General features: G+C 45.9%; 20 protein-coding genes. 7 read left to right on the top strand and 13 right to left on the bottom strand.

Annotated elements, in window-relative coordinates:
• Positions 1-58 precede the first annotated feature (58 nt).
• Both DVO77_RS11560 and DVO77_RS11555 read left to right on the top strand, forming a co-directional pair.
• Positions 59-271 carry a hypothetical protein gene (locus tag DVO77_RS11560; RefSeq protein WP_110455991.1) on the top strand — a complete coding sequence of 71 codons (213 nt, stop codon included), beginning with the start codon at positions 59-61 and terminating at the stop codon, positions 269-271.
• 74 nt (positions 272-345) lie between these two features.
• A complete protein-coding gene (locus tag DVO77_RS11555; RefSeq protein WP_110455992.1) occupies positions 346-594 on the top strand; it encodes a hypothetical protein in 249 nt (82 codons plus the stop codon).
• A gap of 87 nt (positions 595-681) precedes the next feature.
• Here DVO77_RS11555 and DVO77_RS11550 read toward each other — a convergent pair whose 3' ends face one another.
• Together DVO77_RS11550 and DVO77_RS11545 are read right to left on the bottom strand one after the other, a co-directional pair.
• Complete coding sequence (locus DVO77_RS11550; RefSeq protein WP_119978444.1) at positions 682-1,110, bottom strand: VOC family protein; 429 nt, start codon at positions 1,108-1,110, stop codon at positions 682-684.
• 29 nt (positions 1,111-1,139) lie between these two features.
• A complete protein-coding gene (locus DVO77_RS11545; protein ID WP_110455994.1) occupies positions 1,140-1,745 on the bottom strand; it encodes an NAD(P)H-dependent oxidoreductase in 606 nt (201 codons plus the stop codon).
• 155 nt (positions 1,746-1,900) lie between these two features.
• Between DVO77_RS11545 and DVO77_RS11540 the strand changes: the two genes are divergently transcribed.
• The 4 genes from DVO77_RS11540 (at position 1,901) to DVO77_RS11525 (ending at position 6,863) form a co-directional block, all read left to right on the top strand.
• The gene (locus DVO77_RS11540; protein ID WP_119978443.1) at positions 1,901-2,545 is read left to right on the top strand and encodes a helix-turn-helix transcriptional regulator; all 645 of its coding nucleotides are present in this window, start codon (positions 1,901-1,903) and stop codon (positions 2,543-2,545) included.
• Positions 2,545-3,258 (top strand): pseudouridine synthase, encoded by a 714-nt coding sequence (locus DVO77_RS11535; RefSeq protein WP_119978442.1) that lies wholly within the window; start codon positions 2,545-2,547, stop codon positions 3,256-3,258. The genes DVO77_RS11540 and DVO77_RS11535 overlap by 1 nt, the downstream gene beginning before the upstream one ends.
• A 165-nt stretch (positions 3,259-3,423) precedes the next feature.
• Positions 3,424-4,395: a LysR family transcriptional regulator gene (locus DVO77_RS11530; RefSeq protein ID WP_119978441.1), complete on the top strand. Its 972-nt coding sequence runs from the start codon at positions 3,424-3,426 to the stop codon at positions 4,393-4,395.
• Between the two features lie 167 nt (positions 4,396-4,562).
• Positions 4,563-6,863 carry an OmcA/MtrC family decaheme c-type cytochrome gene (locus DVO77_RS11525; RefSeq protein ID WP_119978440.1) on the top strand — a complete coding sequence of 767 codons (2,301 nt, stop codon included), beginning with the start codon at positions 4,563-4,565 and terminating at the stop codon, positions 6,861-6,863.
• 747 nt (positions 6,864-7,610) lie between these two features.
• Here DVO77_RS11525 and DVO77_RS11515 read toward each other — a convergent pair.
• Both DVO77_RS11515 and DVO77_RS19035 read right to left on the bottom strand, forming a co-directional pair.
• The gene (locus tag DVO77_RS11515; protein WP_119978438.1) at positions 7,611-9,146 is read right to left on the bottom strand and encodes an MFS transporter; all 1,536 of its coding nucleotides are present in this window, start codon (positions 9,144-9,146) and stop codon (positions 7,611-7,613) included.
• 303 nt (positions 9,147-9,449) lie between these two features.
• Positions 9,450-9,632 (bottom strand): hypothetical protein, encoded by a 183-nt coding sequence (locus DVO77_RS19035; protein ID WP_162924184.1) that lies wholly within the window; start codon positions 9,630-9,632, stop codon positions 9,450-9,452.
• A 354-nt stretch (positions 9,633-9,986) separates the two neighbouring features.
• On the opposite strand from DVO77_RS19035, the gene DVO77_RS11510 reads away from it, so the two are divergent.
• Positions 9,987-11,708: a methyl-accepting chemotaxis protein gene (locus DVO77_RS11510; protein WP_119978437.1), complete on the top strand. Its 1,722-nt coding sequence runs from the start codon at positions 9,987-9,989 to the stop codon at positions 11,706-11,708.
• 193 nt (positions 11,709-11,901) lie between these two features.
• On the opposite strand, the gene DVO77_RS11505 is transcribed toward DVO77_RS11510, so the two are convergent.
• From DVO77_RS11505 to DVO77_RS11465, 9 genes are all read right to left on the bottom strand, one after another.
• Complete coding sequence (locus DVO77_RS11505; protein WP_119978436.1) at positions 11,902-14,802, bottom strand: valine--tRNA ligase; 2,901 nt, start codon at positions 14,800-14,802, stop codon at positions 11,902-11,904.
• A gap of 19 nt (positions 14,803-14,821) precedes the next feature.
• Entirely contained in the window at positions 14,822-15,304 is a 483-nt protein-coding gene (locus tag DVO77_RS11500) for a DNA polymerase III subunit chi (RefSeq protein ID WP_119978435.1), read from the bottom strand.
• Between the two features lie 1,047 nt (positions 15,305-16,351).
• On the bottom strand, positions 16,352-17,932 hold the full coding sequence (locus tag DVO77_RS11495; RefSeq protein WP_119978434.1) for a DUF4365 domain-containing protein: 1,581 nt from the start codon (positions 17,930-17,932) through the stop codon (positions 16,352-16,354).
• 69 nt (positions 17,933-18,001) lie between these two features.
• Entirely contained in the window at positions 18,002-18,475 is a 474-nt protein-coding gene (locus DVO77_RS11490) for a hypothetical protein (protein WP_119978433.1), read from the bottom strand.
• A gap of 1,341 nt (positions 18,476-19,816) precedes the next feature.
• A complete protein-coding gene (locus DVO77_RS11485; protein WP_119978432.1) occupies positions 19,817-20,788 on the bottom strand; it encodes a hypothetical protein in 972 nt (323 codons plus the stop codon).
• Entirely contained in the window at positions 20,775-21,203 is a 429-nt protein-coding gene (locus DVO77_RS11480) for a hypothetical protein (RefSeq protein WP_119978431.1), read from the bottom strand. The genes DVO77_RS11485 and DVO77_RS11480 overlap by 14 nt, the downstream gene beginning before the upstream one ends.
• Positions 21,204-22,369: 1,166 nt before the next feature.
• Positions 22,370-23,263: a tetratricopeptide repeat protein gene (locus DVO77_RS11475; RefSeq protein WP_249038159.1), complete on the bottom strand. Its 894-nt coding sequence runs from the start codon at positions 23,261-23,263 to the stop codon at positions 22,370-22,372.
• A 319-nt stretch (positions 23,264-23,582) separates the two neighbouring features.
• On the bottom strand, positions 23,583-24,047 hold the full coding sequence (locus tag DVO77_RS11470) for a rhodanese-like domain-containing protein (protein ID WP_119978430.1): 465 nt from the start codon (positions 24,045-24,047) through the stop codon (positions 23,583-23,585).
• A 736-nt stretch (positions 24,048-24,783) separates the two neighbouring features.
• Positions 24,784-25,563 carry an EAL domain-containing protein gene (locus tag DVO77_RS11465; protein WP_249038158.1) on the bottom strand — a complete coding sequence of 260 codons (780 nt, stop codon included), beginning with the start codon at positions 25,561-25,563 and terminating at the stop codon, positions 24,784-24,786.
• Positions 25,564-25,701 lie beyond the last annotated feature (138 nt).

Below are 25,701 nucleotides of genomic sequence, written 5' to 3'. Positions count from 1 at the left end.
AGTGTTGGCTATTCACTCGTCAATTCATCCGATCAACCCAACTCGCTAAGGAAAGTCGATGACTGTTAATCAAGCTGATAAGCCAGAGACAATCACAAGCAAATCTGTTGTTCACGGAAAATTCTGCTTGATGGACATACTTGAAATGGAGACCTACTTTGCGCTGTTTCAATCGATGAGGCGCTCAAAAACGCTGACGACAATGGTTATCATAGGTAGTGTTTTAGCTGCTGTGTTTGTGCTGTTTTTATTTAAAATGGCAGGCCATTAGGCGTAGTACTTGGCAGAAATACTTTAAATTGGTCGTACCTTAGAAAAGCAAAAATGTACTGAAGGGAGGCTCTGATGGCTGCAGGCTTTGTTACCGAACTCGTTATCTGGTTTTTTTGGGAGTTATTGCTCTCTTTTGTGCTCTATACCTCAGGCGCGGTAGTGCTTGCGATAGTCTCATTTGGGCGTATCCAGAAACCGCTCTATTGGCCTGCGATGTTTCATCATCAAAAACGCCTCGCTAAAAATGACTTTTACATGGTCTATCTGAGTGGCTTTTTCTTCTATTTGGTGCTGTTTACCCTGCTGGTGTGGTTGGGTTAAGCAGCTAAATCGCCTGTTTTAACTGCTTAACTAAGATGCGGTGCTTATCAGGAATAATGGCTTAAATCATCGGCGCGACAATGATGCCTAACTGGCGTTCTCGTAATGATTGCGCTCACTTGGGTTATCACTTACATATTGGACAAACTCCACTTCAAATCCGTCAGGGTCAATAAAATAGACATTGCGGCGGTGTGGATTGCTCACGCCTTCTTTATCGACAGCAAACCCTGCGCGGTTTAAGCGGTCGATGATGCCATCAAGATCATGAGTGACAAAAGCAAAATGGGCGAGCCCCACTTGATGACCCGTCAAATCGCGATTTTCTGCTTCACCATCATCATTAAAGGCCAAGTATTGGTAGTCATCGCCAAAGTGGATCCAGTGGCGCGGCTTGCCATACCAAGTTGCTTCGCCACCACCGCGGATAGTCCAGTGAGGCAATGCCGCCTGATAGAAGGCTAGGCTGGTGTTGATATCTTTAACGACTAAATTCACATGCTCTAAATGGATCATTGTCAACTCCTTGTGTATATGACTTGAGGCTACATGCCGTAGCTGTATTCCTGCTGTTTGGGGTAAGCTTGATGCTGGTGGTTATGGCGTATGGTGGCTAATGCCAGAGCGTATTGATGCAGCATGTGCAGGCTGTAATCGACTCGCCCCCTCAGTTGTTGTTCTCGCGCATCTTGCGTACCTTGTTGCAGCACATTTTCACTGTTTCTAATGATGAGGTGATCGGGAATGGGCACCAGTTTGTTGTTCTTTAGTGCATTCATTTTGAGCTCGGCAATCGGGTAGGCACCACTAATACCGCTCGATACCGCCACTAATAGCACGGGTTTGTGTGCGGTGTCTTGACCATCACACAGCAGCAGAAAATTCTTTAATATGGGCGATGCCATGCCGCCCCATTCTGGCGTGATAAGCACTAAGGCATCGGCTTGTATGACCTGCTGGTTAATGCTGTGCCAGTCGCTATCGAGTAATGCAGGGCTCGCCCTGTCACCATCCCAAAAAGGTAGCTGATACTGACACAGTTCAACATGGTTAATGGACTGAAATTGAGGACTATGCTCTGCGATATATCGTGCGACATTGGCGCTCTGAGATGGGGTTCTTTGGCTGGCACTGACGATGAGGAGATTCATATTGTAAACCTTTTTGTTTATTTAATATTTTATAAGGTAATCGCTTTATTTAATTTTGTAAAGTATAAAGTAAATAAAAAAGTTTACTTATTGGTTGGCTAGACATGATTGATCGCAGATAATAGTCAGATAGCAGTCTGAGCCAGGAGCCGAGAGTGACCAAGAAAACCAGTGAAAAAATAGTCGATTATATTAAAGTGACTGGGCCGTGCACCGCCAAGGCCTTGGCTGAACAGTTTTCATTAACCACCATGGGGGTGCGCCAGCATCTGCAAGGGTTAGAAGAGACCGGGATGCTGATCTTTGACGATCGCAAGGCCAGCCGTGGTCGGCCGACACGCTATTGGTCTCTCACCAAAAAAAGCGACGCCTTATTCCCTGATAAACATGATGATTTAACTCTCCAACTGATTGAGTCGGTTAAGGTTGTTTTTGGTGATAGTGGACTAGAACAATTGATCAGCCATAGAGAAGAAGCCAGTAAAGTGCTCTATCAAAGTGCATTGGCGCATCATGCCAGTGTGCTCGATAAACTGCATGCACTTGCCAGACTAAGAACCGATGAGGGCTACGTTGCCACGGTTGAGCAGGAGGATAATCACTTTTGGTTGCTGGAAAATCATTGTCCTATTTGCGCCGCAGCCAGCAGTTGTGTCAATTTTTGCCGCTCAGAGTTACAGCTTTTTCAATGGTTATTTGAGGGGGTTGCGACAGTCAGCAGAGAGGAGCACATTATTGAGGGCGCGCGTCGCTGTGCCTATAAAGTGACGCCTGTAACTGGTCTTGCTGGTGAGTCATAATGCAGTCTAAACGGGCAAGATTAGACAGGTTTATTAGCAGCCATACGCAGATACCGAAAAAGCAGATACGGCTAATATTGGCCCAAGGACGGGTGACGGTTGACGGCCAGTTAGCACGTGACATTGATTTAAGGGTCGACCAATTTAGTCATATCGTTTTTGACGGCCAAGTGCTGCAGCAGCGCCGCGCGTGTTACATCATGTTGCACAAGCCTGTGGGGGTGGTGTGCGCCACCAAAGATGAGCAGCACAAAACGGTCATCGACTTGCTCGATGGCACAGATAATAGCGATCTGCATATTGTGGGCAGGCTCGATCTCAATACCTCTGGTCTAGTGCTACTGACCAATGATGGCCAGTGGTCTAAACGTATTATGGCGCCAGACCATAAAGTGGCTAAAACCTATTTAGTGACCCTTAAAAACCCCTTGAGTCAGGAGTATATAGAGGCCTTTGCCCAAGGGTTTTATTTTGCATTTGAAGATATCACCACCTTGCCAGCTCAGTTAACCATAGTGAACGCTGCACAGGGGCATCAAGCATTAGTGACCTTGTATGAGGGGCGATATCACCAAATTAAGCGTATGTTTGGTCGTTTTCGCAATCCCGTCGTAGCACTGCACCGTTTATCGGTTGGCACCTTAGCGTTAGATGAATGCTTGCAACCAGGCCAGAGCCGTGAGTTAACACCGCAAGAGGTGGCGACAATATAGTAGGGCGCTATCAACAGGTGACATGGCTGCTTTGCAAGATAAAGATCGATACCACAATTATCACAAAGGTTAATGTTTTGTTGCGAAAGATGTGATCCCCCCGCTAGTGTGGTGATGAATCGTTGTGCTATAAACATGAGATGACCCACCTAGACAATAGCGCCGATGACCAGTCAAACCTTAAAAAAAATCAGTGAGCTCGATGTGTTCTGCTTGATGGTGTTTAAGGTGATCTTTCAAACCGGACACGCCAACGTCGCCGCCAAACAACTTAATGTATCAGCGCCTAAAATTAGCCGTTGTTTGAATATGTTACGTGCAACCTTTGATGATGAGTTGTTTTATCGGCGTCAACTGGGGTTAAAGCCCACTCCCATGGCGGAGTTTTTATACGAGCCTGTCTGTCAGTTTTGTGATGCGGTCTTAAAAATAGAGCAATCGGTGGCCGATCAAAGTTGTGAGCCAAGCCGAGATAGCCTCAAAGTGGCGGTGATCCCCAGTATTTTAGCCAGCTTATCGTTAGCTTTTTCACAAAGTGAGCATCAACAATTAATGGGGCGATTACAGTTTGTGGCTTGGGACTGTGAATCGGCTGACTTAATCCATAATGGCGAGCTTGATATGGGCATCGCCTTTGCCGCCGATAGCGAGCATGCGCTCAGTATTGAGTCGGTTGGGGGGTTATCACGCCTGTGTGTTGCGGCTCAAGAGAGGCATGCTGTTTGGGAGGTAAGCTCACAACTTACCTTAGAGTCCATCTGCCAATATCCGTTTCTGTGCCTAAATGGCAAGGGCTTTAATGACAAAATCGATCCATTAGAAGTGTTTGCCCGCCAAGCGGGGATCCCTCTCGATGGTATCGACAGAGTCAGCTGTCGAGATGAATGGTATAGTCACCTGCTGACCATGGGGTCTTTGTCATTCTTACCTTACTCTGAGGCGCAGATCTGCAGCGCCTTACCTGGTATCAAAGTGATACCGTTACCCAGTGAACAGGTGCAACGCTTGCATGGCGATAGCATGTCACCGCAATACCTGCTGATCGAAAACGCGCTGGAATATCGGCGTTACTCAATCGAGCAACGTGAGTTAATTATTCAATTACTCAAGCAATTACTTGCTAGTCATCCTGAGTGAAATGTCAGTTCTGTATATTGAAATTTACCGTTGCAGATTTCGAAATTTCCATTCATGAATCTATAAATTGCAGTCACAACTCGAGCACAATTTACTAACAATTTAGTTTCTCTCCCTTATATTTGGGTAACTGCAATAGCAGCAAATACCTAGAAAGGGATATGGCGATGAAAAAAAATAAAACAACATTATTAGCCGTGGCACTCATGTGTGCCATTGGTGTGAGTGCATGTAGCGATGGTGATGATGGTCAAGACGGTGCACCTGGCACCCCTGGTACGCCGGGAACACCTGGAACCCCAGGAACTCCAGCTGGGTCTGTTGTGAAGACGGTCAATTCAGCAGCAGACTTCATGCTAACCTTACAACCTGCCGATATCGTCGTTGTGGGCACAGAGGCTTTTAGCCTTAAATTCGATGTGACCGGCAAAAATGCAAAAGGAGAAGAGGTACCTTTTACTGGCTTAGACAAGATAGCCTTATATGTCACCAATGAAGTGGTCAACACTACCGATGTTGGCGCGCCCATGTTGTGGTCAAACAACGCGTTAGTTAATGAGTTTGGCTCGAGTATGTACTGTACATTGACGGGTAAAGCCACGGCTCGTGGCGGCGCAGAAGTCGATGCGTGTACCTTAGTTGAAGATCCTGCCAACCCAGGTAGCTATACCGGTACTTGGACACACGATGGAAATGCTCCTGTTGTCTCTGCCGCAGGCGATCCTAATAGCCTGTTTAGGGTGATGATCCGTAGCTATGATGTGACTGACGCAAGCGGTGAGGATATCTCAGATAAGTTACTCTCGGCTCCGCTGGACTTCATTCCAGCCACGGGTGAGTTAGCCGTGTCGACCAAAGATGCGGTATCTAATGCCGCGTGTATTCAGTGTCACAGTGAGCTGAAAGGCTATGGTGACAGCGATATGCGCATTGCCAATATTGGTGCTCATCACAACTATCAAAAAGTTGAAAACTGTGTCGCGTGTCATAATCCAGCATATGCCGCCGATCAAAACGATCCTGAAAAAGGTTATAACCCTAACTTCAATGCCATGATCCACACCATTCACGCGGGTGGTCACCTTGCAGATTGGGGCGTGTTAAAAGGGGATGCGTTAGATGAGTTTGGCGAGATCCACTTTCCTGCGGAGCTGAACGAATGTACCGCATGTCATGATAACGGTGAGCAGTGGAATGCTAATGTCTACCGTGAAGCGTGTGTGGGCTGTCACGTTACCGTTAACTTTGAAACCGGTGAAGGCCACTCTGAATATCAATTACCACAAGCAGATGATTCAGCCTGTATGACCTGCCATGTTGGTGGACTCAGCCCAGCAGTTGCCCATAAAGTGGGTGTTAGAGCCATGGCAACCGATTCTATTGAGATTGCAGTGAGTTCAGTTGCTTATACTGAAAGTGCAACGGCAGATCTTGATGAAATAGTTGTGACCTTTGATGTGACTGTCGATGGTACTCCTGTTGCCGATGGCTTCGAATTCACAAATTATACTAAGTATGATGAGATGAAGACGGGTTGGGTTGATGCCGATGGTACTTATTACACTAGTGGTTCGGTGTTCCTTAATGGCGTAGTCGCAGCCGGTGGTAAGCTGGTGGTGACTCAACAAGGAGAATTCAATCTCGATGGAAAGAGTATTGCCATTACGCCTCGTTTCTCTGTCTGTACTGATGCAAAAGGTAAGTTAGCGCCATGTGCAGATGCCTCTACCGCGATAGAGTATCTTGCTATTACTATGGAGCCCACCTACTGGAACCTTGCTAATGCCGACGGAAGTGGTGCAATACCTTCTCGTTTCGCCGTACCAGAGCGCGTGACTGCTGATGAAGCTAAATGTAATGCTTGTCACACATCTTTAGGTATTGCTAAGCATTACGGTAATGAACGCTTCGACCAGTGTGTAGGTTGTCACAATAGTACTTGGGGCGGTTCATATCACCCAATTGTCGAATATAAGAGTGATGAAGTGGATGCCGATGGTAAGCCAATCTTTAAGACTGTTGAGGGATTAAAATATAGTACTCGCGACCTGTTTGCTGTAGCACATAGATTCCATAGCGGTCTTTGGGATGACAACCGTGGCTTCCCCGCCATTCACTTAAACTCTGATTTGGAAACTGTTGGTTACCCTGCCGTTGCCACTGAATGTACTGCTTGTCATAAAGATGGTGTTAGTTTATTTGCCGCCGATGGTGGGTTAGCTTCAGGTAAACGCGCAATTGCTGTTAATGCCGGTGCTACCGAGTTTATTAGCCCAACAGCTGAAGCATGTCGTACCTGTCATGCCCACTCTTCAGAAGCGGCTAAGGCTCACTTCAAGAGTAATGGTGCGACAGTGGATGGCTCACCCGATAATACGGCCAATCTTCCCGTTGAGTCTTGTGCAACTTGTCACGCTGAAGGTAAGACTTATGGTATTGATAAGGTTCATATGGGAGGCGCTCACTAACAGGTATGTGTACCCAAGATAGCCATAACAATAAATCTCGTTAAGTGGGCTCATCCCTGCTAATAGCTCACTGAGATAACGCAGTTTTTGGGGACCTACGCGGTCCCCTTTTTTATGGCTCGTTTTTATAGCCGGTTTCTATGGTTGAAAGTGAGCATTTAGCGTGCGGTAGTTTATGCCTACTCAATTGATTAAGTGAGCAGATATTCACGCATTGGTAATCACTTAATGCGGCGACTTAGGGAGTAATACAACGTAGGGGAGTTGCCGATAAGGTCATGAATATGAGCCCGCGATTTAATTTTATACCCTAGGGGCTGTTGATCTTTTAAGGTTGTTTTGCAGTGAATGGTTGGGTATTTATACAAGGCAAAGGCAGAAGCTTTGTGGTGTAGTTATTCTACATAAAAAAGCTGAGAACGCAGGAGAAATACCCAACAAACGCTGCCCGAAGGGTTCGGCTAAAAACGTTTTACTCTTTGTTAAGTGAATTTTGCTTAGATGACTAGACTGCAATCCACTCGCCTCGATTATAACGTTTTTGTCTCGAACAACATTCAACCCGCAAAGATCAACAGGCCCTAGGTATCATGGCAAAAAATATAGAGAGCCGCTGGGATACTTAGTGAGTAGGAGTGCTGACATCAGTCAGAATACATCGATGAGCTGTGGAGGTAAAAAGGGGCGAATACGGCCCCTTTTTATGTCAATCACAACCTGTAAATCATCAGGTGTGAAACACTTAAACTACTGACTTTGTTGTAATTTAAGTAGCCATTTACCGTAAAGGAAAATCCCCACAGCCGAAATGGTGCCGATTGCCGCGATGATATACCACGCCATACCGATATTGTGAGTGTTATACAGTAAGGTGGTGAGCGATTGCGCCGACTCGCCGGTATAGCTCACCAACGTGGTGAAGGCTTCACCCTGTGGGATCGCCGCCACATCGTTCACACTCATGCCGCGCTCAGCTAATAGCTCTCTGGAGAAGATCTCTTTTGAGGCGTAAATTTCATATAATTTAGGGCCAAAATAGCCTTCCAATCCCCAGCCTATCCCTTGGGGGAGCATCACAAAGCCTAAATACATGGCTTTTTTACCTTCGGGGGCGATGTTGCCCATAAACTCGTTCTTTTTCGGGCTAATCATCATCTCACCGAAAGAAAACATGGCGATGGCCAGTACAATCATCCAGGCCGCATTGGTCGCACCAATAAATACAAAGGCTAAGATACTCAATAAGCAGCCACCTAACATGGCGGTGGTGATACGGTATTTAGCGGTCAGCGCTGCGACTAAGAAGCAACTGGTCATGATCATACCCGCGTTAAGGTTAAGCATGCCTTCTGGCATCACCTTAGTGCCGCTGTTATCGAGCCCGAGCCAGAACTGCAATATTCCGTTTGAGGTGCCCTCAGGGCCAAACAAACTGGTAACAATCACGCTAGTATCGACCCATTCGGCAATGTGGATAGGCAGCACATCAAATAACGAGTTAAACAGAAACCAGAAACCAGCAAACACCAACATATAGTAGATCACTACCGGTTTTTTAAGTTCATGCCAAGCGTCTTTCCATAGGGCTTGTTGCGTCACTTCACCATTTTTTATCTGAAGGTTACGCGCTAAACGCTCATCTTTCCCCGGCTCTTTATAGGCCAATAAAAAGAGAAAGTTGAGCGAAATAATCGCGGCGCAAGCATAAAACACATTGTCCCAAGAGAGCTGGCGCATATGCACGGCAACGAGGGGCCCTAAGAAACCACCGATGTTGACGACCTGATAAAAAATCCCCCACGCCATTGAGGTGTTTTGCCTCCCCGTCGATAGCACTAAGGTGCCTTGAATACCGGGCTTAAAGATGCCGGTACCACCTGCTAATAACATGGCACCAAATAGGAACCCCCAGAAATTGGGGAATAAGGCCATCACTAAATAGCCGCCTATTTTAATTAGGGTGGAGGCGAAAATCGTTTCCTTATAACCGACCCGATCGGAAATGCCCCCGGTAAACACAGGAATAAAGGTTTGCATCAAGGCCCAAATAGAGATGATAACGCCATAGTCGTGCAAGCTAATGCCCAAACCGCCTTCAGACACCGGCGCTTTGGCATATAGGCCAGCACTGGCTTTGACGCCGTAGTAAGCGATACGCTCTACCAGCTCCATGCCGCCGACAATCCAAAAAATATAACTTAAGCTGGCAATGGAGGCCCACATACCCAGCTGTTTCACTTCACGCAGGTCATTATCTGCATAAGTATTGTTGGAATCGCTCATACCTTTCCTTCTTAATTCTTATCCCAGTCCCATTAATGGCGTGCTGTTGACTAATGGCTAAAATGAACGGCTGCGGTATTGTTATTTTCGCAATTAAAATAAAGCGTTATCTTAATGTTTATCGGCTCATTTTTTATCATCAGTAAAGCATGTGTTTATGTAATGTGATGGGCACTCTTTATTGTTGTTTTATACGCAACGATGTTGATATTGCGCTAATGGCTTGTGATGTCGTGGCACACTTTACCTAAATTTCGTCCTAAAAACCAAAGTGATTATCTTCAAGGGCGGGCTAGCTTAGGATTAGGGGCTCTGGTTCAGGGTTTGGTACTGGATTAGGATTAGGCTCAGGAGCCGGTGTGGTAGGTGGGGCGTAGGCGGGATAATACCACCTGTGCCACTGTCTGGTGGGCTAGGGGCGGTGTTTTCTTCGCCACCACAAACCATCAATCCCAATACGAGTAGGGGTAACCATTGTTTCACCATTAACATTCTATGATCATTTAGGCGCCATTCATTTAGGCGCCATTGTGATGGTATTGAAATGATAAAGCAGTTTTAATGTGAATTAACCAATAAAAACAATGCTTAACTGTATTTTTTGACGCTGATTAAATTATTACTGCCGTGATATTTAGGGTTTTTATCCGTCATTAGTATTACTTTTTAGGTATAAAACATTGTTTTTTATGATGATAATTGTTAATAATATTGGGGGGAATTGATGGCATTGCTCTCCCTCCAAGGGAGTAAATACCGCGTGTGTTATGCAGATAAGCCTGTACATACATCATCAGCTATCTGTTATTTTTGAATATGGGTGAGTCGAGGAAAATAGGTATGTCTAGGTTAAAAAATGAATCGTTGCAAGCCACTACACAGGCTACGCCATCTCAAACTCATGGCTTTTTCGAGCGTTTTAAATCGGTTCGCTTTCAATTAAAGCTTAATGTGTTTTTAGTCATCCTCTCTTTTTCTCTATTGGGTTATAAGGGGATAACCGGTATGCAAGATGCGGGCGACTCCATCAGCGACTTATACAGCCAAGGCATGCAGCACAGTATTCGCGCCGGTAAAATTTTAAATGCCTTAGAAGGGGCGCGCAGTGCCTTATTACTGGGGTTTCAGCATGATCCTTCGAGTGAATTTGCTACCATGCACAATCATCCTGCGAGTCAGCATGTTGAAGATAGCCAAGCGATGCTGGCACGCTTGCATGATGTGGTCGATAACGAAATCTTAGCCTCAGATTTAGCTCCAAAAGAGCATGAGTTAGTACAGCAGCTGGCCACCTCACTGGATAAAGTGACGAGTGCGGGTTTTAACCCCGCCATCGCCGCGCTCAGCCAAGGCGACTATACGCAATCGAATCATATATTACTCACCCAAATTAATCCCATGTTGAGCGAGATCACCCGCCAAGCGCAGGCTTTTTTAAACCTGCAAATTAATGAAGGCGAGCTTAGCTATGAAACATTTCAAGACAATATGGCACTGTATATTCTGTTAGTGGTGCTTTTTTCCAGTATCAGTATGTTAGTGATCGTATTCAGTGCCACGCTGATTATTCGCAGAGTAAATCAGTCGGTTGTACAACTTGAACAGACCGCCGATGATATTGCTAGTGGTGATTTAACCCAGCGTATCGCGTTAGGGGGCGATGATGAGTTTGCCCATATAGCCAATTATGTCAATCGGATAGCCGCTAGGTTTCAGCAGGTGGTACAAAATGCCCATGGGTCGACAGCGCAACTGGCCAGCGCTGCTGAAGAAAACTCTGTGGTGGTGACTCAAACCCAGCGTAGTGTGGTTGAACAACAGCAGCAAACCCAACAGGTCGCCGCAGCGATACATGAATTTACCGCTACCGTTCGCGAAGTTGCAGCCAATGCATCCGAAGCAGCCCATGTATCCGCAGCCGCCAATGACGCGGCTCACCATGGTCAAACCGTGGTCAATGAGAGCATGGCGGTGATCCAGACCTTGGCCACCGAGCTTGAAGGTGCCAGTCAGGCGATGACCCTGCTATCACAGCATTCAAATGAGATTGGCAGCGTGATTGAAGTGATCCAAGCCATATCTGAGCAAACTAATTTACTGGCACTGAATGCGGCGATTGAGGCTGCGCGAGCGGGTGAGCAGGGGCGTGGTTTTGCCGTGGTAGCCGATGAGGTGCGCTCGCTTGCGAGGCGCACACAGGATTCGACCGAAGAGATCCAAAAGATGATCCAGCGTCTGCAGCAGGGGGCTAAAGACTCTATGGTGATGATGGAACGCGGCACCGAGCAGGTTAAATTAAGTGTCGATAAGTCGCACCTGGTGGGTAATGCGCTGCAGCAAATTATGCAAAGTATTGAGCAGATCAATGGCTTAAATGCACAAATTGCTACCGCATCAGAAGAGCAAAGTGCGGTAACCGAAGAGATTAATATTAATATCACCAGCATCAATGATATTGCAGAGCAGACCGCCGCAGGCGCCGAACAAAGCAATGCCGCGACCCAAGAGTTGGCAAAGCTGGCCGAGTCGATGGCGCAAGAGATTGCTTATTACAAGGTGTGAGCCTTTTTGGCTCAACCTCTAACGCCATAGCTTTAGACTTAAGCCATAAAGGCGTTAGGCAATAAAAATGTCGACAATAAAAAAGGCAGTCTTATGACTGCCTTTCTTGTTAAGCGGTTATTGCTATCTATGTCTTCAAGTCTTCAAGTCTTCAGACCTTCCAGCCTTAAAACCTTGTAGCTCGCAAACGGGGTTAAGCTTCTAGCTTGGCAAGCTCTGCTTTTTGCTCGGTGAGCTTGTCCATATCACGTTGGTATTCTGCCTGCTTAGCGCGCTCTTTTTCAATCACGGCAGCAGGGGCTTTCGCCACGAAACCTGGGTTAGACAGCTTACCTTCGATACGCTTAAACTCGCCGGCTAGTTTCTCAAGCTGCTTGTCGATACGCGCCATCTCGGCCGCCACATCGATAAGACCCGCCATCGGGATCAGTAGCTCCATGTCACCAATCAACTGCGTGGTTGACATAGGTGCGGTGTCGTCGTCGCCAAGAATGGTCATGCTTTCAAGTTTAGCCAAGGTCTTAAAGAAGGCTTGGTTAGTCTCAATACGGGCCTTGTCGCGCTCGCTCACGCCACGCAGCAGTGCATTAAGCGGCTTGCTTGGTGCGATGTTTAGCTCAGCGCGGATGTTACGTACCGCAGTGATCACTTGCTTCACCCACTCAAGGTCTTCCATCGCAACTGCATCGACTTTGTCCGCCTGATACTCAGGGAACGCTGCCAACATCAAGGTGTCGCCTTCAACGCCTGCCAGCGGTTTAACGCGCTGCCAAATCGTCTCAGTCAGGTAAGGCATCATGGGGTGCATCAGGCGCTGCATCGCTTCAAGGATGGTCACCAAGGTATGGCGAGTACCACGCAGCTGGGCGTCAGTGCCGCTTTGCATCACAGGCTTAGTGAGCTCTAAGTACCAGTCACAGAACTGGTTCCAAGTGAACTCATAGATGGTGTTTGCCGCTAGGTCGAAGCGGTAGCTTTCCATATGCTCGTCATAGGTTTTCACGGTTTGGTTAAACAGACCGATAATCCAGCGATCGGCTAATGACAGCTCCATTTCACCGCCATGCTGGCCACAATCTAATGGCTCGCCTACTGCATCATCTGCAGCATCATCGGCTTGTGCTTCGGTGTTCATTAACACGTAGCGTGATGCGTTCCAGATCTTGTTACAGAAGCTGCGGTAACCGTCGAGACGCTTCATGTCCCAGTTGATATCGCGGCCAGTAGAGGCCATTGATGCCAAGGTGAAACGCAGCGCGTCGGTGCCGTGGGCTTCGATGCCTTCGCTAAACTCTTTGCGGGTGCTCTTCTCAATCTTAGCCGCCAACTGAGGCTGCATCATGTTGCCAGTGCGTTTTTCGACTAAGGCTTCAAGGTCGATACCGTCAATCATATCCAGAGGATCGAGCACGTTACCCTTAGACTTAGACATCTTGTTACCCGCTTCATCGCGGATAAGGCCGGTCACATAGACCGTCTTAAATGGCACTTGTGGTTTGCCATTTTCATCTTTAATGAAGTGCATGGTCATCATGATCATGCGCGCCACCCAGAAGAAGATAATGTCAAAACCTGTCACCAACACGTCGGTTGGGTGGAAGGTTTTAAGCGCCTTAGTGTCTTCTGGCCAGCCTAAAGTTGAGAAGGTCCATAACGCTGAGCTGAACCAAGTGTCCAGTACATCAGGGTCTTGGCGTAGCACAAGGGTGTCGGCTAAGCCGTGCTTAGCACGTACTTCAGCTTCGTCGCGGCCCACATACACTTTACCTGCTTCGTCATACCAAGCTGGAATACGGTGTCCCCACCATAGCTGACGCGAGATACACCAATCTTGAATGTCACGCATCCAAGAGTTGTACATGTTCTCATACTGCTGCGGGACAAATTTGATATCGCCATTTTCAACCGCTTCCATGGCAGTTTTCGCCATTGGCGCAACCGCAACATACCATTGGTCGGTAAGAAGTGGCTCAATCACCACGCCCGAGCGATCGCCATAAGGCACTTTTAATCCGTGGGGATCAATTTTGCCCAGCAAGCCTAAGGTTTCAAACTCTTCAACAATGGCACTACGGGCTTTAAAACGGTCAAGGCCGGCATAACGCTCTGGCAGAGCGTTGTCTAACTCGTTGTTGGCGGTGCCGTCGCTGTTAACCACTTCGGCCGTTGAGCGGATCGCCGCGTCCATGGTTAAGATGTTGAACATAGGTAGGTTGTGACGTTTACCGACTTCGTAGTCGTTGAAGTCATGGGCTGGGGTGATCTTCACACAACCGGTACCAAATTCCATGTCGACGTAATCATCGGCAATGATCGGAATACGGCGGTTAACGATAGGCAGTAGGATAAATTTGCCAATCAGTGATTGATAACGCTCATCATCAGGGTGCACAGCAACGGCACTGTCACCTAGCATGGTTTCAGGTCGCGTAGTGGCCACTTCAAGGTAGTCTTTACCGTCGGCGGTCAGTGCGCCATCGGCCAGCGGGTAGCGAAAATGCCACATGCTACCTTGCTTCTCTTTGTTCTCAACTTCGAGATCAGAGATCGCGGTGTGCAGCTTTGGATCCCAGTTAACTAGGCGCTTACCACGGTAGATGAGCTCATCTTCATACAGACGAACAAACACCTCTTGTACCGCTTCAGACATCCCTTCGTCCATGGTGAAACGCTCACGATCCCAATCAACCGATGCGCCAAGACGACGTAGCTGTTTAGTGATGGTGCCGCCCGATTGGTTTTTCCAATCCCAAATACGCTCGATAAAGGCATCGCGACCTAAATCGTGACGGCTCTTACCCTCTTCGGCTTCTACTTTGCGCTCAACCAGCATCTGGGTGGCAATACCCGCATGGTCGGTACCCACCTGCCAAAGGGTGTTTTTGCCCTTCATGCGCTGGTAACGGGTTAACGTATCCATGATGGTATCTTGGAAGGCATGGCCCATATGCAGACTGCCCGTCACGTTTGGTGGCGGGATCATGATGCAATAGTTGCCTTTTGACTCATCGCCGTGCGGCTTAAAGTAACCTTTCTCTTCCCAGTTTTGGTAGAGGCTTTGTTCGATTGACTGCGGGTTGTATGTCTTTTCCATAGGAGCGTGTGCTTCTCAACTAATTAATTGGTTGTTGGGTCGTCAGGGGGATCCCTAACTGGCGATACTGACGATAGCGATCGCGGGCGGTCGCTTTCATGGCTGCATCGTTAGCAACGAAGTCGATAATCTGGCCAAAGTTTACCGCAAATTGCGGCGCTTGGTCTGCAAGATTTATCAGAAGATGACGATTTTTATTGGGGCCGAGCTTATCAAAGCCAATTTCCACTGGCGCGCCGCCCGTTGGCCCTTCACCTTTTAGGTTGTGGGGCACGAATGCTGTTGGCTCAAATTGCCATAATATTTCGTCAATGGCATAGGCTTGCTGCTGATCGTTGCAATGAATATACACCAATTGCTGGCAAGCAAACGCTTGCTGCGCAAGTTGACACGCCAAACGGTAAACATCATCGAGCGCCGATGTCACCGTAGCTGCTGCGACAGCAGGTTGCCCAGCTTTAGGAAGTGTTTGCGGCATCAGGTAAAACAGGGCGTTTGGCATTATCTGGCTCTATGTTGGCTGAGTCTGACTTGATGATTGACGAAAGGGGAGATTTTACACTAAAAGTGAGTTGTTAAACCAGAGGGGGAGGGGATTTGTCGAATAACAAATTGGGTAATATTGGGGTTTTGTTGGCCAAGGCCTTTTAGGGGTTAGCGAGCCAACTGTTTCGTTAGCTTTCATGGTTATCAATCGCCTGTCCGGCGGGGAATGTGCAGATACTTCTGCTCCACGCCGTAAATCCGTCCGTGGAGGCTCGACGATGGCATCCCTGCCATCAACGTCCGCAGCCGCATCTGCACAGGGTTATTAGCTCTCTTCGATTTACCTTGTGAGAGGTTTTGGAGGCTTTGTTATTGATTTAGTGTGTTTGAAGGTCGCACCTTCGCTGTTATCTATCACCTGCGGTGGGCTTATGTGCAAACACATTTTTGACACGCTACGAGCACGTCCTTGTGAGCTCTGCCTCGGCATCCATGCCTCGGAAGGTCAAAAATGTGTTTACACTGGGTTATCCATCTCTTCGATTTGACCTTGTGGGAGGTTTTGGAGGCTTTGTTATTGATTTAGTGTGTTTGAAGGTCGCACCTTCACTGTTATCTATCACCTGCGGTGGGCTTATGTGTCAGCAACACTTTTGGTGCGGTGAGAGAATGTGTTACTTCATTTTGTTGTTTAAGCATCTAACTGATTCAGCTACTAGGAGGGGCGCTTTAAACCATAGCTTCATGGTTAATCAATTGCTTGCCGCAGGCCTTTCGTGCAGGTACTGCTGTGACACGGAGAGTGAAGCGCTGCTTCGAGCCAACGAACGAGAGGCATGGATGCCGAACTGGCTCTTAAACAGGGATGTTGTTCAAGTACAATCCCTGCAGGCTCTGCCGTGACATCCTTGTCAAGGAAGGTCTAGCCGTAAAATCATTATGGGAAATGCTCTTTTGCCGAGTGTTTACTCTGCCCCACTAATTTTTTGGTAAAAATAACGCCGCCATAAGCGGAGAGTAATAATTGGCTAAAATATGCAGCGAAGCGGAACCAAGCCAACTGTTACGAAACCGACTTGATGGCCTTGCTAGCACTTTTATCAAACATGGTGACGACTGAAAAATCATTGTCATATTGTTTTTCTATAGACTCTATCGCAGAGACTAAATCTTCATTAGAAATCGTTTCGTCTTTTTCTGAAACTATTCTTTGTTCAATGACTACATCTTTTGTTATCAATCTATATCTATCACCTTCAATTTCTTCAACGCTGCCAGTAATAACTAGAATAACTCCAAAAATATGACTACCAATTGGAGTCGTAACCAAAAATATACAGGCGGTTTCTTTACTTGGGTCATATCCGTCACCATTCACTCCAAACTCTACTTTGAATAAATTTGGAGATGAAGCAAGCATATCTTCCATTTGACATATCTGAGTCTCGTAGCGAGAAACCTCATCAAATGAAATATCAACAAGATCTGTGACCTCAAAATCTGACATAATTTTCACTGCACTATCGAGTGCTTTTAGTTCTCTTGAGAAGTCAAACTCCAGATCATTGCAACCAGCTCCAAATTCTAGCTTAGGTAACCCATCAAAAAGCAGTTCGACGAAGACCTTTTTCTCTGATTTACTTATTAAGTTTAGTAGCTTAACTGCATTTCTGAATTTTTTAACTTCCATCCTTATTCCTTCACCAAACGAAAATGAGTAACTAGCTGCGCCAGTAAAAGGGTTGAATTTCAAATCAAAAAACTCTCCTTCAACTCTCATTTTCTTGAGCTCATCTGGAACCATCTGATTAAAAGGGGAATTGTAAAACTTACTTTCGAATGATAATCCAGCAGAGAGCCTATCTTCTTTAAACTTAATTTTACCTTCTGCTGTTGGCTTTAAGTTTGGCATTGCTAGCTTTCCACCATCAGAATCAAATGATGGGTTGCTGGTTAAAATACCAAACCGAGTATCGACACCTCTAAATTTTGCTATTTCTACTTCATCTTTAATACCAAGAGAAACATCTATTAGAGATTTTAAATTTTCTTCTCCCTCGGTTGTAAAAGTAATTTGAGCAAACCCGTCTTCATAGCCTGTAGATTCTAGGTGAGACTTTTTATTTGCAATATATTCAGAAGTGTCATCACCTATATAGCCTAAAAAACAGTTCTTTAAGCTATTGCCATTAGACATTTCAAGAAGATTACTATTATCATAGTGAATTGTCATTGTTCGCTTATTGAAAGCGTTATCCTCTTCGCTGTGCTCAATTTTATGTAGTCGTTTTAAAACCTTTGATATGAGCTCGTTGTCCACATGAACAACATAAGTTCTTTGGGCTACTTCTTTTTTATCGAATTCAATAAAAACAAAAAAAGCAGGCATTTGAGCAGTAATTAGACGCCTTAAATTTGAGAGAGTAATTGGTAACTTTCTACAATTCTTATCTGTGGCTTTAACTTGAACTTTGCATTCAAACGCAGGCTTATGAATTTTTTGGGGAGACAGATCTGAATCAAATGGAAACTCAACAAAAAAATCCCATCCAGTTCTATCAATCTGAGAGCCATTTGGAATTAAACCTACTTCAGCACACCATAGACTGAATGTACTTTCTCCCATAAGACCTAAATCTCTCATACTGAATACCCTGTAGTGTTAACGCGGAGAGTATCGGCGCACTTTAGCGTGTCCGAGTGACGCAAATTGTTATAAACTTTCTTGGACAAACTGCTCAATACTGAGATGCCGTCCCTTACTTTGGTAATGCCCATCTAAGGCGTAGGCCATCTTTTCTAGCGGAGCGTTATCATACCCAAAATCTTGAATCTCTCGAATGTAGCGCTCTATGAAACCTTGAGGCGCGAGCTCACGCCATTGCAGCACATGAACCAATTCATGGAAGTGAAGTCGAAGCTCGTTTGCAGCTTCTTTCTTTACGTAATAGGTATCGTTGTAGGTAATACCATCCACGTCCATGTCAATGAAGCCTCCTAAACCTGCTTCCCTGAGTCCTAGAAAATCAGGCTTCGGGATTTCGTCGGTAACAACGAAAAACGCTGTCTTCAGAAATTCAGGCGAGTAGAAACCGTTGAAATGTTCTTCAAGGACGGAGCAAGACCGACGCACTTCCCTATGTGAGGAATTCACTCGATGTATCCATTTCTCGATCTCTTCGATCATTACTCCTCCTATTTATAACAACTTATTAGTGAGACCTTGCAAGGTACGCTACCTTGTAAGGTTGGAGACCAAGCATGTAAATAAATGGGGTCAGAGTTAACTTTTTAAGGGAGGTGATTGGCGCTTTGTAGCTGGCTTTTTCATTCCCTGAATGGCGTGGTCGATGTTTGATTCGATTTGGCCTAGCTCTGTCCTTGATTGGTGATACTTTAATCTATCCGGCTGGTTGTAATCAACATGTTATGTCACATTTTGGTGTGATTTTTTACGTAAAAATAACAGCTTGCATCAATGCCTAGTAAATGAAGTCAAATCGAAGAGAGTTAATAACCCAGTGTAGATACGGCTGCGGACGTTGATGGCAGGGATGCCATCGTCGAGCCTCCACGGACGGATTTACGGCGTGTAGCAGAAGTATCTGCATATAAGCCCACGGCAGGTGATTGATAACTGCGAAGGTTAACGCTTAATCAACCCTCACCGCAGGTGATAGATTGCCATGAAGGTACAACCTTCAAACACATCCAATAAACAAGCACTCAGTTAAATGTTCGCTAGTACGTCACTCACCTTACCCAATGAAGCTACATCGAAGAGAGTTAATAACCCAGTGTAGATACGGCTGCGGACGTTGATGGCAGGGATGCCATCGTCGAGCCTCCACGGACGGATTTACGGCGTGTAGCAGAAGTATCTGCACATATGCCCACGGCAGGTGATTGATAGCAGCGAAGGTTAACGCTTAATCAACCCTCACCGCAGGTGATAGATTGCCATGAAGGTACGACCTTCAAATCTCCTGTAAATACAAATTAGGCCAAAGATTCCTTCCCAATCGCCCACAATAGAGCCAAATCGAAGAGACGAAATGACCCAGTGTAAACACGATTTTGGCCTTCGAAATCATGGATGATTTCGCAGAGCCCACATGGATGTGCTTGCGGCGAGCCAAAATAGTGTTTGCACATTCCTCGCCGGACAGGCGTTAAGTAGCAATGAAGGTACGACCTTCAAACACATTCAATAAATAAGCACTCAGCTAAATGTTAGCTAACACGTCACTCACCTTACCCAATGAAGTCAAATCGAAGAAAGTTAATAATCCAGTGCAGATGCGGCTGTGGACGTTGATGGCAGGGATGCCATCGTCGAGCCTCCACGGACGGATTTACGGCGTGTAGCAGAAGTATCTGCACATAGGCCTGCGGCAGGCAATTGGTTAAAGCGAAGGTTAACGCTTAATCAACCCTCATCGCAGGTGATAGATTGCCATGAAGGTACGAGTTTCAAACTGTAGTGGCACATTAAATTTGGCCACTACTACAAGGCATGTATCAATACCTAATTTGGCACTACACGTAGGTTATAAGCAGAAAATATTAACCATTGAGATTGAACTCGCTTCATGAAAAACTTCTGTTCTACAACCGTAGGATTTGATTGAGTGTTATATGTGACATTCACAAAGGCCCTTCCGTCGACGGGTTTGTTTTCTAACAACTCAACTTTTTTAATCTCCTTGATCTGTTTATCAAGAAGCTCTTGCACATACCGATCACTATATTCTCTACTTTTAACTAAATAACCCGATAAGGCATCATCAGTTAGCTTACCTGCTTTTAATTTTGTAAATAGCTCTGAGAGCACCTCATCGGGTTGCTTAGCGATCTTATCTATATGACTCTGCTGAAGCTGTTGGTATTTTTCGTTGAACTCGTCGATAGCGAGCAACAGCAAATCATGTTCATTTTGGGGAAGTGGATAAGCGTATAACAATGGATTTTTGGCGGTGCGTTTACTGCGTAATTCTGCCCATTTTTTTAGATACGAAGAATCGCTTGCCATGTCTAACAATATGGGCTTGTCTTTTTCTTCATAATGTCGAAATTCGGGAATATTCTTCAATAAATCAGCGAGTACTGTAGATTGCATATCGACTCTTACTGACTTGCTCCATGGAAAGACGCTAGCTTGCATAATGTTGTTGAATCTAACCCCATCAGGATCAGTATAAATTATGTCAAACTGAGGTAGTGATGCTTGCTTGCTCATCGACATCTTAAAGTTTTGTTCTGCAGTGACTTCGGACGTACATTTGAAACCACTTATTTCTAATGTACCCGAAGAGTCAAAATTGGCAGGCAACCCTACCGAAACATCTACCAGAAAATTTCTTGCCTTCAGACTAGAATGATATTTAACATCATGCTGGCAATCGACAGCCAAAGTATTTGCGCTGATCAATAACGATAGCGTCAATAAGGCATATTTACTGAGCGTATTTTTTTCTATCCTAGAGTTACATTGATGCATACCATTTCCCTTGATATTTAGTAAAGCGTGGTTGTCTTGGCGCTTCGACTTCTATGATTGCCTGAGACTCACCAGTTCTACCGGTAAAGAATTTGATTGAAGCGTGCTCTGCATTCGATAACATTTCTAAATACTGCTGAAACCTTTCATTCTTAACATCAAAGGCTTGTAGCATTTTATTCCATTTTTTACGTTCACCGTTAGCACCGGAAACAACATGAAGTCTTTTTAAGTCGGCTGGTAAAAAATAATTGTATAAGTATGTTTCTGCAGAAAAATGAGTATCTTTGCCATCAGCATATAAGTGGTGTAGCAGGTTGCGTATCTGTGCTTTATCTTCGGTATGCTCATCGATTGATGTTGCGTTGGCTGCATTGGCAACTAACAGTAATCCAAGCATGATAAATCGCATCATATAAAATTCCTTTTTATATCACTTGTAGCTAAATAAGCTAATTAAATAAACAGGGTCAATTAAACAGGGGCAGAGCAAACTTTCTTAGGAAGTGGGATGGCTTTTATTCCCAGAATGGATGGTCAATGTTTGAGTCGAGTTGACCAAGGCCTGTCCTTGAGTGGTGATACTTTAATTTACCTTGCTGCTTGTAATCAATATGTTACGTCATGTTTAAATATACTTTTCCCGAAAAAATAATAATTTGTATCAACCAGTAACAAATGAAGCTAAATCGAAGAGACGTTAGATATAGGTGTAAACGCGGCTGCGGCCTTTGTCTGCATGGCCGCTCTTTGACATCCCTGTCATCGCGGCATTTGTGAATCCATTCACATCAGATGCTGGCGTAGAGCCCACAGGGATTGCGCTTGAACAACGTCCATGTCTAAAAGCCAGTTCGGCAAAATATATCCATATACAAATGCCAGTTCGACATCCCTGTCTCTCGTTCGCGAGTATATGGCTGTCGCCAAGCTCACCCTGTCTCTCGTTCGTAAGCACGAAGCTATGCTTCACTCACCGTGCCGCAGAAGTGTTTGCACAGCCCTCGCCGGACAGGCGTTAAGTAGCAATGAAGTTACGACCTTCAAACACATCCAATAAATACGAACTCAGCTAAATGTTAGCTAACACGTCACTCACCTTACCCAATGAAGCTACATCGAAGAGAGTTAATGACCCAGTGCAGATGCGGCTGCGGACGTTGATGGCAGGGATGCCATCGTCGAGCCTCCACGGACGGATTTACGGCGTGTAGCAGGAGTATCTGCACATATGCCCACGGCAGGTGATTGATAGCAGCGAAGGTTAACGCTTAATCAATCCTCACCGCAGGTGATAGATTGCAATGAAGGTACGACCTTCAAACACATTCAATAAATAAGAACTCAGCTAAATGTCAGCTAACACGTCACTCACCTTACCCAATGAAGCTACATCGAAGAAACGAAATGACCCAGTGTAAACGCGGTTTTGGCCCTTGGCGACAGGATGTCGCCGTGGAGCCTCCCTGGATGGAATCTCGGCGAGCCAAAAGAGTGTTTGCACATTCCTCGCCGGACAGGCGTTAAGTAGCAATGAAGGTACGACCTTCAAACTCACGCCCCTGCCGAACAGGCGTTGTATTAACTCTCGGTCGATGAGATAAGAATATCGAACCTTGGGTTGTCTCTTAGGTTCGCAAAGTCGGCTTCATTGGCGGCTACCTCTCTAAAGGAGACACTGTTCTCGATGGCTTGCTGCAGATCCGACAAGGCGCGATCTTCCTGCCCTAGGCAGGCGAAGGCGCAGGCACGTTGATAGAGGGCATGGGCATTATTAGAGTCGACTTCGAGCACGCGATTACACAGGCTGAGCGCCCAGTTAAACTCGCGCATCTCCATGGCGGCATCGGCTTTGGAAGTCATGGCTTCGAGATCGCCCGGGCGAATGGTTAAGATCTCATTGTACACCGCGATTTTTTGCTCTGGGGTTTGCGCGCCTTGGGCGTGTAACCACAGCGTATGAATTTCATTAATAATTTCAATATCACGGTTGTTCTTGGTGATGATGCGGCTCTTACGTTTAAGCTCGTTTTCCAGTTCCTTAAATTTAGATTCATATTGTTCGGTAATATTATCGAGCTGGTCGGCTGCGAGTTTGGCGGTATTCATTTTTATCTCGCGCAGTGATTGCCAGCCGATAAAGGCGATAAGCGAGGCGACGCCAGCGATAATATAAAAGAAGTAGGTTACGGTCACGTTGGCATAGTTAAGCGACTTGTCGGCAACCGACAGTTCGCGGTCGGTAATGCTCACTATCATGCGACGCTCAAGGTCTTGTTGCTCGCTTCTTAATAGCTTGAGTTCATCGAGAATATAGCGCTCAACCAGAGGCCTATCGAGAATATCGGTTTGGGAGTGAGTCAAAGGGGCCGTTGATGTAGGAGTGTCTACCGTTTCATCATTGTTGGCGGCATTAACCTGTATCGCAAATGTCATGAAAAGCAGTGTGAATAAGGGGAGTAACAGACGTGACATAGGTGATTCCTTTGAGCAAATATAAAGAGGTAGCATCAAACAAGGTTTGAGCGCATCACACCCTAACAATTTCCACAGTCAGATGCCAACCCAATGGCAACAAAGATACCCGTTTAGCTCACATTTATGCGGCGATGCAGTAGATAAAAAAGGGCAGCCCTTACAGGCTGCCTAAATGCAGAGATAATAAACAGATGATAAATATCGACACATTAAACCGTATTTGGTGTATCACCTCCTTTGGGGGCCGAGCTGAAGATATCAGCTGAGCTCTGTTGTTGCGTCTGCCACCCGTTGGCCATCTTCATCTGGGCCGACTCTATTGCGCCAATTGAGGGCTGACTTGTTTTGTTAGGCTGGCAAAACCACCTTTGAGTACTTTGACATTGTCGTAACCCAGATGACGCAGCGCCGTCGCTGCAGCCATGGCGCGAAGGCCCGATTTACACACTAATACCACAGGTTTATCGGTTGGGATCTTGGCGAGATTGTCAGGGGTAAATAGCTCATTAAGGTTAATGGCGCTTTGGTGGTTTATCGTTAGACCAAAGATGCCGCGCTCCTCGGGAGTACGAATGTCGATGGCAAGCATTGGTTTATTTGATTGCGTTAGCTTGATAAAGGCGTCTGGGCCCATCAGGCCGATGGCTTTACCGACAGCGGCACCTTTGGCGTTGTTAAATTGCTGCTGATAGCTTTGAGCCAATGCTGCATCAAAAGCCTGAGCTTGAGCGCTGAGGCTTAATGCAATGCAGATTAAGGCGATATGTAGACCAGATTTCATTGAGTAAGACTTCCTTAAATATGCCATGAAGCTCATGACGTGATCAGACAATTATTCGTGTTATCTATTGCACATTCGCGCCATAAGACAATGACCCTTAGAGGCATTGGCTCTGGGTATAGCGACAAACGTTGTCTCTCATGGAACTCAACCAATACGGGATTCGGCGATGAAAGCGTAAGCGGCAAGGAGTGCATGAGTGGCGTTATTATGAGGCTAGCTTTTTTGACGTATATTGAACTTAATCACACTGTTTTGGCCGCTGAGAAATCAAAAAATATCAATCAAAATATCAGCAATACGCTTGGCTGTTTATCGTGCAATTTAATAAATACTTGGTGTATATCACTGTTGATTTCGCTGACTGTTAGTGGCTTGTTTCGCCCCTTGAGATGTTATGAAACCTAAAGCAGAGATATCGAGGGCATATCAGGATTATTCAATTGTAAAAAAGTGGCTCGAGAGTAAAACAGGGGGCGTTAATGGTCGTGAGCGTGCTTAACTCGTGTTTTACCTTGCGTGTGGCTTACTGTGGTTATGGCTTTTGGGGCGCAGGCAAACGGTTGATTGGTGAGTTGATGGCTCGCTTATGAGAGTAAGCTGAATAGGGTTATGGTGGCGCAAAGGCGCGACTTCATGCCGCGCGATAGCAGACTCACTCATACAGTCCTAACGTTGAGGCCTAACGATGAGGAAGCCTTGGTTGCTCTCTTAATCTTAGATGGCGATTGAGGCGTTAAAATTGTGAAAAGTCGACGTGTGGCAGGTGCTCAAATCCCGGTTTGGCAAACAGGTAACCCTGCATCAGGTCAATACCAATATCACGCAGCCAAACCATCTCTTCGACAGTTTCTATGCCTTCGGCTAAGCAGGTGATGTTGAGCTCGTTAAACATATTAAGGGTATGTTTTACAATCGCTTGGCGCGCAATGTCTTGGTCGATATTGCGGATAAGATCCATGTCGAGCTTAATGATATTAGTCTGAAAATTGGCTAATAACCCCAGTCCAGCATGCCCGGCACCAAAGTCATCGATTGCTGTGATAAATCCCAGCGAGCGGTAGTATTCGACTATGCGCCGAACGTGATCGCCATCTTCGATTTTTTCCACTTCGGTAAATTCAAACATGATTTTATCGGTGGGAAAGCCATACTCTTTGGCGGCGGCAAGAGTGGTGCGAATACAGCGTTCGGGCTGATAAATTGCATTGGGTAAAAAATTGATGCTCAGCATGCTATCAAGCTCAAGCTTGGATGCTAATGCAATGGCCTTCACGCGACACGCTTGATCGAAGGCATAACGATTATTTTCAGTGATTTGGGAGATAATGGAAAAGGCCGATTCATTATTTAGGCCCCGCACTAAGGCTTCATAGCCAAATATCTGCTGTTGCTTAATATTAATAATGGGCTGAAAGGCCATGGTAAAATCAAAGCATAACTGGGTGTTGTTGGCACAATTGCGACAAGAAAATTTGTCGAGATTAAAGTCTGAATTCAAAATGGTATCTTCCACCAAACATCCCTTGTCAGGTCTCATTGTTGTTAAGGTTAGTCGCTTTACTGTACATCTACAAGTGGTTGGAAATGACAATAGATTTTGGTGACTTTTCGCTATCTTAGCATACAAAAAAGTGAAGCTGAGTGCTTCACT

The organism is Shewanella algidipiscicola, assembly GCF_003605125.1.
GTDB lineage: Bacteria > Pseudomonadota > Gammaproteobacteria > Enterobacterales > Shewanellaceae > Shewanella > Shewanella algidipiscicola.
This window is presented reverse-complemented; position numbering and strand designations above follow the sequence as displayed.

Coding starts and splice junctions, on each gene's coding strand:
- DVO77_RS11545 (WP_110455994.1), bottom strand. CDS start 1,745: ATGAATCTCCTCATCGTCAGTGCCAGCCAAAGAACCCCATCTCAGAGC.
- DVO77_RS11505 (WP_119978436.1), bottom strand. CDS start 14,802: ATGGAAAAGACATACAACCCGCAGTCAATCGAACAAAGCCTCTACCAA.
- DVO77_RS11515 (WP_119978438.1), bottom strand. CDS start 9,146: ATGAGCGATTCCAACAATACTTATGCAGATAATGACCTGCGTGAAGTG.
- DVO77_RS11480 (WP_119978431.1), bottom strand. CDS start 21,203: ATGATGCGATTTATCATGCTTGGATTACTGTTAGTTGCCAATGCAGCC.
- DVO77_RS11550 (WP_119978444.1), bottom strand. CDS start 1,110: ATGATCCATTTAGAGCATGTGAATTTAGTCGTTAAAGATATCAACACC.
- DVO77_RS11470 (WP_119978430.1), bottom strand. CDS start 24,047: ATGAAATCTGGTCTACATATCGCCTTAATCTGCATTGCATTAAGCCTC.
- DVO77_RS19035 (WP_162924184.1), bottom strand. CDS start 9,632: ATGGTGAAACAATGGTTACCCCTACTCGTATTGGGATTGATGGTTTGT.
- DVO77_RS11535 (WP_119978442.1), top strand. CDS start 2,545: ATGCAGTCTAAACGGGCAAGATTAGACAGGTTTATTAGCAGCCATACG.
- DVO77_RS11510 (WP_119978437.1), top strand. CDS start 9,987: ATGTCTAGGTTAAAAAATGAATCGTTGCAAGCCACTACACAGGCTACG.
- DVO77_RS11525 (WP_119978440.1), top strand. CDS start 4,563: ATGAAAAAAAATAAAACAACATTATTAGCCGTGGCACTCATGTGTGCC.
- DVO77_RS11490 (WP_119978433.1), bottom strand. CDS start 18,475: ATGATCGAAGAGATCGAGAAATGGATACATCGAGTGAATTCCTCACAT.
- DVO77_RS11560 (WP_110455991.1), top strand. CDS start 59: ATGACTGTTAATCAAGCTGATAAGCCAGAGACAATCACAAGCAAATCT.
- DVO77_RS11475 (WP_249038159.1), bottom strand. CDS start 23,263: ATGTCACGTCTGTTACTCCCCTTATTCACACTGCTTTTCATGACATTT.
- DVO77_RS11530 (WP_119978441.1), top strand. CDS start 3,424: ATGACCAGTCAAACCTTAAAAAAAATCAGTGAGCTCGATGTGTTCTGC.
- DVO77_RS11485 (WP_119978432.1), bottom strand. CDS start 20,788: ATGCATCAATGTAACTCTAGGATAGAAAAAAATACGCTCAGTAAATAT.
- DVO77_RS11500 (WP_119978435.1), bottom strand. CDS start 15,304: ATGCCAAACGCCCTGTTTTACCTGATGCCGCAAACACTTCCTAAAGCT.
- DVO77_RS11555 (WP_110455992.1), top strand. CDS start 346: ATGGCTGCAGGCTTTGTTACCGAACTCGTTATCTGGTTTTTTTGGGAG.
- DVO77_RS11495 (WP_119978434.1), bottom strand. CDS start 17,932: ATGAGAGATTTAGGTCTTATGGGAGAAAGTACATTCAGTCTATGGTGT.